A 9687-nucleotide genomic window follows, 5' to 3' on the forward strand; every position below is an offset into this window, starting at 1 on the left:
GGGCGGGGAAGTGGTCTGGCTACGAGAAAATTCTTGTGCCGCATACAGCATCGGGGGAAGGAACGGGGCCGTGGTCGCCAGTGAGGGGCTGTCGGTGCTCGCACCCCGCGAACGTCACGCCGTGCTCGCCCACGAGTACGCGCACATCCGGGGACGGCACCACGTGCTGGTGATGTTCGGGGCCGCCCTCGCGGCGGCGTTGCCCTTCGTGCCCCTGTGCCGACAGGGGGCGATCTGGGTGCGGGTCCTCGTCGAACTCGCCGCCGATCGCCGAGCCGCCCAGGCCTGCGGTCACGACGCGGTCCGGGATGCGCTGATCCGGTGCAGCGCGCAGGGGGCCCGTTCGAGCGCACCCGAGCCGTCGTCCCACCGCTTCGTCGACGACCGCCTCCGCTGGCTGGGCCGGGCTCCGCGGCCCGGGCGGTCCCGCCGGGTGCTCGCCTATCCGCTTGCGCTGACCGTCTCGGCGCTCCCCGCTCTCCTCGCCGGTGTCTCGGTCATGGGAATCGTGGCCGCCTCCTGCCTCACCGTGTAGAACCGGCCGAGGCCACCGAGGGAATACAGGAGTCGTCGCAGGGACGGCGGCGCCAGCGGTAGAGCACCGCGGCGGTGAGCATCGCCAGCGAGAGGACGGCGAGAACCGGCTGGAGCGGGGCCCACCATCCCAGCGCACCGGACGCTCCGATGGTGACGAGAACGAGCTTGTTGCAGACCGGGCAGCCGACGGCGAAGACGGTCAGCAGCACCCCCACCGCGGGCGTCGCAGTCCGGCTCTCGTCCGGGCGACGCTGCCGGATGCCGAACCAGAGCGCGGTCAACATCACCGTTGCCGCCAGGACCGGATACTCCCACCACCGCACCGGCACCTCGCGCCCGAACCACGGGTTGGCGAGGATGTCGGTGGGCACCCCCACCACCACCAGCGTCACCACCGCGGCGGTGGCGGCGCGCAATACCCGCCTTCGTCGAGGCGAGGCTGCCGTGCACGTGGCGGTGTCGAGGTCCGTGGCGGAAGTGATCACGTCGTCATCCTTGTCCGAAGGCGAAGGGGCATCGAGCTACTAAGCAGCTTAGTAGCTCGAGCTACTATCGCACTTAGTAGTTGCGGGCGGTGGGTCCGCACCGGCAGGCACCGATCCGAAGGCAGCGAATGACATCACCCGACCGAACCTCCCGATCTCGCCGCGACCTGTGGTTGCTCGGCGCTCTCGGCCTCGTCGCCGTCGTGCTCCTCGCCTGGCTGGTCGTCGACCGCACCGGCGACACCGAGAACACCGTGGCGGAAACCGCGCCCGAGATGGGGCCGGTCGGCGACCTGTCCCGGCGCATCGACGGCGACCCCCTCGCTCTCGGGGCGGTCGACGCCCCGGTGGTGATGGTCGCCTACTCGGACTACCGCTGCCCGTTCTGCGCCAAGTTCAGCCGGGACACCGAGCCAGTTCTGGTCGAGAAGTATGTCGACGAGGGCATCCTGCGGATCGAATGGCGAGATCTGCCGATCTTCGGGGAACAGTCGATGGCTGCCGCCCGCGCCGGGCGCGCGGCCGCCGCACAGGGCAAGTTCTGGGAGTTCGCCACCGCGGTGTACGCGGCATCGCCGGAACGAGGTCATCCCGACCTGAGTGCCGAGGCCCTGCGCGGTTTCGCCGAGGCCGCGGGTGTGCCCGACCTGGACCGGTTCGCACAGGACGCGACCGGTGCCTCGGCCGACCAGTCCATCTACGGCGACGTGCTGGAAGCGAACGCGATCGGGGTGTCGAGCACGCCGTCGTTCGTCGTCAATGGCACCCCCGTCCTTGGGGCGCAGCCGGTGGCGGTATTCGAGCAGGTGATCGAGGCGGCCGCCGGGTCGGCGCCGTGACCGAGATCGGGCAGATCGGTGCGTTGCTCGGCGGGGTGCTCTCGCTGCTCAGCCCCTGTTCGGCACTGCTGCTGCCGTCGTTCTTCGCCTACGCCTTCGATGGAGCCGGACGTCTGGCCGCCCGCACCGCGATCTTCTACGTGGGCCTGGCCGCGGTGCTCACCCCCTTGGGGGCGGGTATGGGCCTGCTGGGCGCGGCGCTGACCCGGCATCGCGGGCTGATCACCCTGGTCAGCGGCGCGGTGCTGATCGGCCTCGGCATCGCGACCGTCCTCGGCAAGGGCTTCGCCTCGACATCGGCACAGCGGGCGGCGAACTCGATCACGAGCTCGGGGGCGGCGTCGGTCTTCGTGCTCGGCGCGGTGTACGGGTTCGCCGGGTTCTGCTCCGGGCCGCTGCTCGGAAGTGTGCTGACCATCGCCGTCGCGGGCGGCCACCCGCTGCACGGTGCGTCGCTCATGGCCGTCTATGCCCTCGGAATGGTGCTGCCGCTGTTCGCACTCGCATTGGCCTGGAAGCGCTTCGACCTCGGCAGGCGCACATGGCTGCGCGGACGGCCGATCAGTCTCGGACCGCTGCACACCCACACCACCTCCCTGGTGTCGGGACTGCTGTTCATCGGTATCGGTCTGCTGTTCCTGGGCACGGACGGCACCGCGAACCTCACCGGGGTGATGGGGGTCGACGAACAGTTCGATCTGCAGGTCACCCTCGGGCGGTGGGCCGCGGCCCTGTCCGGACCGGGTCCTCTGCTGCTCGTCGTCCTCGCGCTCTTCGCGGTGGTCGCGGTCCGAGTGCTGCGCGTCCGTCGTTGATCGCGGGCAGAGTCGACGCCACGCACGATGGCCGCGGCGTGCGCGGTGATCGGGGGAGCGGTGTCCTCGGTCCGGCTTCAGCCGAGGTGCGCGAAGCGTTCCCCGGCATCGTCCGGCACCTCCGGGACGACGATCCGGCCGCTGCCGCCCACCGCGTCCACGGCCTCGCCGAGGAGCAGACAGCCGGCGAACACGACACCGCCGACCGTGAGAACCGTGGCGTACATCCTGTCGATCACGATCTGCCTCCCGGCGGGTTCCGCGGTGTCGCGAGTGGTCGTGCTCCAGCGTGACGTGGGGTCGGCGCTCCGAACTGTCCGGATTCTGGACAGTGGCCGACCCGTGTCACGGCACCGTGCGCGCGCCGGGCGAGCCCTCGCCCCCCTCGGCCGCGGCGACCCCGAGCATCAGCCGCGTGATCTCCTCCCGGTCAGACACCCCGGGCAGGCCCCAGCCGGGCTGGTAGCCGTACATTTCCGCGAGCGTGACCGCGCGACGGTTGCCGTCCGCCACCTCGACGTCGGTCGGGGTGATCAGACCGGGATGGGCGACGCCGCAGGCCTCGGCCACCTTGAAGATGTCGCGGCGCAGCGACCGGATGTAGTTCGCGGCGCGCACGGACTTCAGCTCCACGTCGAGACCCCGCTCGAGCCAGGAGTTCTGGGTGGCGACGCCGGTGGGGCAGCGGTCGGTGTGGCATTTCTGGGCCTGGATGCAGCCGATTGCGAGCATCGGCTCCCGTGCGACGTTGACCATGTCGCAGCCCATGGCCATGGCCGCGACGGCGTTGTCGGGCAGGCCGAGCTTGCCGGCGCCGATGAAGGTCACGTCGTCGCTGAGGCCGGCCTCCGCGAACAGCTTGTAGACCCGGGCGAAGCCGCTGCGGAACGGCAGCGAGACGGCATCGGTGAACACGAGTGGTGCGGCGCCGGTGCCGCCCTCGCCGCCGTCGACGGTCACGAAGTCGACACCGCGGTCGGAGTCGCTCATCGCGCCGGCGAGCTTCTCCCAGAACGTCATGTCGCCGACCGCCGACTTGATCCCCACCGGCAGACCGGTCTCCTGGGCGAGCAGCTCGATCCAGTCGAGCATGCTGTCGATGTCGTGGAACGTGGTGTGCCGGGACGGGCTGACGCAGTCGCGGCCCTCCGGGATACCGCGGATCTCGGCGATCTCGGGAGTCACCTTGGCGCCGGGCAGCAGGCCGCCGAGCCCCGGCTTGGCGCCCTGGCTCAGCTTGATCTCGAGCGCGCGCACCGGTGCCGACTCCACGACGGCCTTCAGCCGCTCGAGGTCGAAGCGGCCCTCCTCGTCGCGGCAGCCGAAGTACGCGGTGCCGATCTGGAAGATCAGGTCCGCCCCGTTGCGGTGGTAGCGGGACAGTCCGCCCTCCCCGGTGTTGTGCATGCACCCACTGTCGGCGGCGCCCCGGTTGAGGGCCGTCACGGCCGCACCGGACAGGGAACCGAAGCTCATCGCCGAGATGTTCACGATCGATTCCGGACGGAACGCTTTGGCCCGGTTGCGGGGACCGCCGAGGATCTTCGCCGACGGGATCTGCAGCTGTTCCCCGGCGTGCGGCGCAGCGGACGGCGGGGTGTCGGAGAACGTGCGGTGTTTGATGATCGTGTAGCCGTCGGTGAACTCGATGTCGTTGTCGGTGCCGAACCCGAACGTGTTGGTCTCGAGTTTCGACGACGAGTACACCCAGCGACGCTGGTCCCGCGTGAAGGGGCGCTCCTCGTCGTTGCCGGTGGTGATGTACTGCCGCAGTTCGGGGCCGATGGTCTCGAGGAGGTACCGGCCGTGCCCGAGAACCGGGAAGTTGCGCAGCAGCGCGTGGCGTCGCTGCAGGAGGTCGTAGGAGGCGACCGCGGCCAGGGCGGCCGCCGGGATACCGAGGGCGTTCGACCACTTCATGGGGCCACCGTACGACGCCGGTGCGGGCCGCGCTGCCCTTGGAGATTGCAGTTTCGGAGGGGTTCGGGGCGGGTATTCCGGGCGATGACGTGCGTGCGCGCGGTATACCCGGGTGCGCGTGGAGCGGCGTGGAAGAGGGGCCGACGATGCTGGGCAGGCACGAGCGGGACTACGACGAGCGCGACCTCGAGGTCGACGACGCCGAGGACCATGCCGCGGGCCCGGCCGCGGTGGCGGTGTCGATGAAGCGGTCCCTCGAACGGATGGGACCGATCCGGACGGCGCAGACGCTGTTGCGGCTGAACCAGGCCGAGGGCTTCGACTGCATGAGCTGTGCGTGGCCCGATCCGGACCCGGGGCATCGATCGGTCGCCGAGTTCTGCGAGAACGGTGCGAAGGCGGTGGCGGAGGAGGCGACCCGGCGTCGTGCCACCCCCGAATTCTTCGCCGCACACAGCATCGCCGACCTGGATGCGCACAGCGAGCACTGGCTCGGCCAGCAGGGCCGCATCACGCATCCGATGATCAAGCGGCCCGGCGCCACCCACTACGAGCCGATCGACTGGGACGAGGCGTTCGCCCTGATCGGTGCGGAACTCACTGCGCTCGACAGCCCCGACGAGGCGATCTTCTACACTTCCGGGCGTGCCTCGAACGAGGTGGCGTTCGCCTACCAGCTGTTCGCCCGGGCCTTCGGCACGAACAACCTGCCCGACTGCTCCAACATGTGCCACGAGTCCACCAGCATCGCGCTGCAGGAGTCGATCGGCATCGGCAAGGCGAGCGTCACGCTCGACGACGTGTACCACGCGGAGCTCATCGTCCTGCAGGGCCAGAATCCGGGGACGAACCATCCGCGCATGCTGACCGCCCTCGAGAAGGCGAAACGCAACGGCGCCACGATCCTGTCGATCAACCCGCTGCGCGAGGCGGGCCTGGTCAACTTCCGCAATCCGCAGACCCCACGCGGTGTCGTCGGCCGCGGCACCGACCTGTCGGACCTGCACCTGCCGATCGCGCTGAACGGCGATCTGGCGCTGCTGCAGGCGTTCGGTGCGCTGCTCGTGGAATGGGACGCGCTCGACCACGAGTTCATCGAACGGCACACCCACGGTTTCGAGCAGTGGCGCCGCCACGTCGCCGGCGTCGACTGGGACGTCGTCGCCACCGCCACCGGGCTGTCGCGGGAGCAGATCACCGAGGCGGCGATGCTGTTGCGCGACTCGCGCGCGACGGTGTTCTGCTGGGCGATGGGCCTGACCCAGCACCGCAACGCGGTGGCCACCATCAAGGAGGTCACCAATCTGGCTCTGGCACAGGGCAACATCGGCAAGCGGGGCGCGGGTCTGTTCCCGGTGCGCGGGCATTCGAACGTGCAGGGCGACCGCACCATGGGCATCTGGGAGCGGCCGCCGGCCCACTTTCTCGATGCGCTGCAACGGGAGTTCGGCTTCGATCCGCCGCGCGAGAACGGCTTCGACACCGTCGACTCCATCCGGGCCCTGCGCGACGGCCGGGCCCGCTTCTTCATGGGGCTCGGGGGCAACTTCGTGCAGGCCGCGCCGGACACCCACGTCACCGCGGCGGCGATGCGCAGGGCCCGGATGACGGTGCAGGTCTCCACCAAGATCAACCGGTCGCATCTGGTGTGCGGCGAGACGGCGCTGATCCTGCCGACCAAGGGCCGCACCGAGCAGGACGTGCAGGCGTCGGGCCCGCAGTTCGTGACGGTCGAGGACTCCACGTGCTCGGTCCACGCCTCCCGCGGGCCGTTGCCGCCGGCGAGCGCGCACCTGAAGTCCGAGGTCGAGATCGTCTCCCGGATCGCCGAGGCCACGCTCGGGGACCGGTACGGCCTCGACTGGAAGGCGATGCGCGACGACTACGGCGTCGTCCGCGGCCTGATCTCGCGGGCGGTGCCCGGGTGCGAGAGCTACGACGTGAACGTGCGGCGGCCGGGCGGCTTCGTCCTGCCGCACCCGCCGCGCGATTCGCGCACCTTCCACACCGCCTCCGGGCGGGCCGAGTTCGCGGTCTCCCCGATCGACGTGCTGCATGTGCCCGCGGGGCACGTGATCCTGCAGACCCTGCGGAGCCACGACCAGTTCAACACCACCGTCTACGGGCTGAGCGACCGGTACCGCGGCATCGAGGGCGGGCGGCGGGTGATCTTCCTGCACCGCGACGACATCGCCGCCCTCGGCTTCGACGACGGCGACCTGGTCGACCTGTTCACCCGGTGGGACGGCGACGAGCGGGTCCGGTGCGCGCGGTCGTTCCGGATCGTCGAGTACGACACGCCGCGCGGCTCGGCGGCCGCCTACTATCCCGAGACCAACGAGTTGGTGCCGCTGGATTCGACTGCACGCCAGAGCAATTGCCCTACATCGAAATCCGTCGTGGTGTCCCTGGCGCGCGCGGGCGAGCGCAGTGGGGAGTGCCCGGAGGACTCGCACCAGGGCCGCCTCGGGTCGGACTGGTCGCACAAGACCTGCCCGGACCCCGAGTACCTGTCCTGAGACCCGCTCAGCCGGCCCCGGTGTGCCGGGCCGCGGCACGCGAGTGACCGGCGCGGAACGCCGCCGGTGACGCCCCGTAGCGACGGGTGAACGCCTGCCGCAGCGTCTCGGCCGTGCCGAAGCCGCAGCGCGCCGCGACCGCCGTGACCGGCAGCGACGTGGTGGTGAGCAGGACGGCGGCGGCCTCGAGCCGAACCCGGCGGACGTAGCGGGCGGGTGTGTCGTGCAGGTGGTGCAGGAACATCCGGGCGAGATGCCGTTCGCTCATCCCGGCACGCGCGGCGAGCGCGGTGGCCGACAGATCGCCGTCGAGGTGGGTGGTGATGTGGTCGACGAGGCGCCGCATCCCACGGTCCGTCGGTTCGGGGGCCGTGGTGAACACGCTCATCTGCGCCTGGTTGCCCGGCCGCTGCAGGTAGGTGACGAGGGCCCGGGAGACCCGGCGGGCCATGTCGGGGCCGTGGTCCTCCTCGACGAACGCCAGGGCCAGGTCCAGGGCGCTGGTCACGCCGGCGGCCGTCGCGATGTGCCCGTCGCGCACGAAGATCGGCAGCGGATCCACCTGCACCTGCGGATATCGCGCGGCGAGCCGATCGGCGAACGCCCAGTGGGTGGTGGCGCGGCGGCCGTCGAGCAGCCCGGCGGCCGCGAGGACGGAGGCGCCCGTGCACACCGACGCCACCCGGCGGCTGTCCCGTGCCAGGCGGCGCACGTGGCCGACGAACCGGGCGTCGTCGGCCACGTCGATGTGCCCGAAACCACCGGAGACCACGAGGGTGTCGAGCGTTCCGACGAGCCGCTCGAGCCGTCGCTGTCCGGCCAGCACGAGCCCGGTGTCGCAGGTGATCGCGGCCCCGCCGGGGGTGGCCAGCTCGACCCGGTACGGCGGGACGGCACCGAACCGGTTCGCCGCCGCGAACGTGGTCGTCACGCAGGCGATGTCGAGCAGCTCCGCCCGGTCGTAGCCGACGACCACCACGAGTCGTTCGTCCACACCTCGACCGTAACCGGGGACGGGGCCGGACGCGACGTGTCCGGCGGACAGGGATCCCAAATTTCCGGACCTGTCCGGCGTCCGGGTCTCGCCCGGCCGGCCCCGGCCGTCGATCGTGGAGGCATCCGCCGACCGCCGACCCCCGGGAGACCTCATGGACACCACGACGGCCGTGAGCACGGCCCGCCCCGCATCGCGCCGCTCGGCCGGGCCGGCCTTCCTGGCGCAGCGCTGGCCGACGGTGGTGGCTCTGGCGTTCGCGCTGATCGGCACACCCGCCGAGGCGAGCGTCGAGATCCTCACCGAGATGATGATGCTGCTGCCGTTCCTGTATCTCGTCACGGCCGTGCTCGACCGGCCGCGTGCGGTGTGGGTCGTGTTCCCGGTCTCCTACGCGGCGTGGTTCGTGGTGCGGGCGCTGGACGTCGTGCCGCCGACGGTGCTGATCGGCGCCGCGGCGGCGGTCGTGATCGTCGTCGGCGCGGTGCGCGGCCGGCTGCGCGATCGCCGTTTCCTCGTCCAGGTGGCCGGCATGATCGCCTTCGGGACGCTCGGCCTGGTGGCGCTCGCGGTCGATCCGGACGTCGCCCGGTACATCGTCGCGGCCGGATGGTTCCTGCACGGCGTGTGGGATCTCGTCCACCATCGGCTCCGCGTCACCGTGGACCGTTCCTTCGCCGAGTTCTGTGCCGTCCTCGACATCGCGGTCGCCGTCGCGCTGGTCCTCGTGTGAGCGACCGGCATCGCGCTCACCGGGCGCGCAGCCGCAACCGGGTATAGGTGAACGTGGCGTAGACGATGCCGAGGAGGAGCAGCATCCCGGCCGAGAGCAGCCACCACGACGGGGCGTGCTGCCACAGCACGTCGGCCTCGGCGGTCGGGTCCTTGGCACGCAGGTCGGCGGTCGAGGCGGTCGCGGCGTAGCCCCAGCGCGACGGGGACAGCCACGACAGCTGGGCGAGCACGGCGCGCCCGGTGATGGGGATCAGGCCGCCGCTGAGCACGAGTTGCACCATGACCGTCACGACGAGCAGCGGCATCACCTGTTCACCGGACCGGGCGACGGCCGACAGCGCCAGGCCGACCACCACGCAGGCACACGTGGTCAGCGCGATGTCGACGACGAGTTCGACGCTGCCGGAAGGGATCACGCTGCCGGGCCCCGGGGTGCCCTTGCCGACGAGGACGACGAGGACCAGCACGAGCGACTGCACGATCGCGGCGGCGCAGAACACCACGATCTTCGCGATCAGGTACGCCGAGGGCGCGAGTCCGGCGGCGCGTTCGCGGTGGTAGATCATCCGTTCGCCGACGAGATCCCGGACGGTGAGCGACGAGCCCATGAAGCAGGCGCCGAGGATCAGCAGGATGAGGATGAACGCCAGCTCGCCGGGATCCGCCCCCGGGCTCGGTGGGCCGAATCCGTCGCTGCCGGGCACCAGGATCGAGAGCCCGCCGAGGATGAACGGCAGCAGCGACAGGAAGACGAGGTAGCCGCGGTCGGCACGGATCAGCCGCATCTGCCGCCGGGCGACGGTGCTCAGCTGTCTGTGGCGGGAGGTGTGGGCGGGGCGCCCC

General features: G+C 70.9%; 10 protein-coding genes. 5 read left to right on the forward strand and 5 right to left on the reverse strand.

Annotated features, from left to right (window positions below):
• The first annotated feature begins 10 nt into the window (after positions 1-10).
• Positions 11-535 (forward strand): M56 family metallopeptidase, encoded by a 525-nt coding sequence (locus tag G6038_RS29075; RefSeq protein ID WP_346772947.1) that lies wholly within the window; start codon positions 11-13, stop codon positions 533-535.
• On the opposite strand, the gene G6038_RS29080 is transcribed toward G6038_RS29075, so the two are convergent.
• Complete coding sequence (locus tag G6038_RS29080; protein WP_165042192.1) at positions 525-1022, reverse strand: hypothetical protein; 498 nt, start codon at positions 1020-1022, stop codon at positions 525-527. The genes G6038_RS29075 and G6038_RS29080 overlap by 11 nt on opposite strands.
• A gap of 128 nt (positions 1023-1150) precedes the next feature.
• Here G6038_RS29080 and G6038_RS29085 point away from each other — a divergent pair, with 128 nt between their 5' ends.
• A complete protein-coding gene (locus G6038_RS29085; RefSeq protein WP_165042194.1) occupies positions 1151-1861 on the forward strand; it encodes a thioredoxin domain-containing protein in 711 nt (236 codons plus the stop codon).
• Positions 1858-2676, forward strand: a complete 819-nt coding sequence (locus G6038_RS29090) for a cytochrome c biogenesis CcdA family protein (RefSeq protein ID WP_165042196.1) — start codon at positions 1858-1860, stop codon at positions 2674-2676. Before G6038_RS29085 ends, G6038_RS29090 begins: the two co-directional genes overlap by 4 nt.
• Positions 2677-2753: 77 nt before the next feature.
• Here the strand turns inward: G6038_RS29090 and G6038_RS29095 are convergent, their stop codons facing one another.
• Both G6038_RS29095 and G6038_RS29100 read right to left on the reverse strand, forming a co-directional pair.
• Positions 2754-2915, reverse strand: a complete 162-nt coding sequence (locus G6038_RS29095) for a hypothetical protein (RefSeq protein WP_165042198.1) — start codon at positions 2913-2915, stop codon at positions 2754-2756.
• Positions 2916-3021: 106 nt separating this feature from the next.
• On the reverse strand, positions 3022-4596 hold the full coding sequence (locus G6038_RS29100) for an FMN-binding glutamate synthase family protein (protein WP_165042200.1): 1575 nt from the start codon (positions 4594-4596) through the stop codon (positions 3022-3024).
• A 146-nt stretch (positions 4597-4742) separates the two neighbouring features.
• Here G6038_RS29100 and G6038_RS29105 point away from each other — a divergent pair, with 146 nt between their 5' ends.
• Positions 4743-7115 carry an FdhF/YdeP family oxidoreductase gene (locus G6038_RS29105; protein WP_165042202.1) on the forward strand — a complete coding sequence of 791 codons (2373 nt, stop codon included), beginning with the start codon at positions 4743-4745 and terminating at the stop codon, positions 7113-7115.
• Positions 7116-7122: 7 nt separating this feature from the next.
• Here G6038_RS29105 and G6038_RS29110 read toward each other — a convergent pair whose 3' ends face one another.
• Positions 7123-8109 carry a helix-turn-helix domain-containing protein gene (locus G6038_RS29110; protein ID WP_165042204.1) on the reverse strand — a complete coding sequence of 329 codons (987 nt, stop codon included), beginning with the start codon at positions 8107-8109 and terminating at the stop codon, positions 7123-7125.
• 154 nt (positions 8110-8263) lie between these two features.
• On the opposite strand from G6038_RS29110, the gene G6038_RS29115 reads away from it, so the two are divergent.
• Positions 8264-8842 carry a hypothetical protein gene (locus tag G6038_RS29115; protein WP_165042205.1) on the forward strand — a complete coding sequence of 193 codons (579 nt, stop codon included), beginning with the start codon at positions 8264-8266 and terminating at the stop codon, positions 8840-8842.
• 16 nt (positions 8843-8858) lie between these two features.
• Here G6038_RS29115 and G6038_RS29120 read toward each other — a convergent pair.
• On the reverse strand, positions 8859-9687 hold an 829-nt coding region (locus G6038_RS29120), incomplete at its 5' end, for an ABC transporter permease (RefSeq protein WP_165042207.1).

This window comes from Rhodococcus sp. 14C212, from assembly GCF_011058195.1.
Taxonomy (GTDB): domain Bacteria; phylum Actinomycetota; class Actinomycetes; order Mycobacteriales; family Mycobacteriaceae; genus Rhodococcus; species Rhodococcus aetherivorans.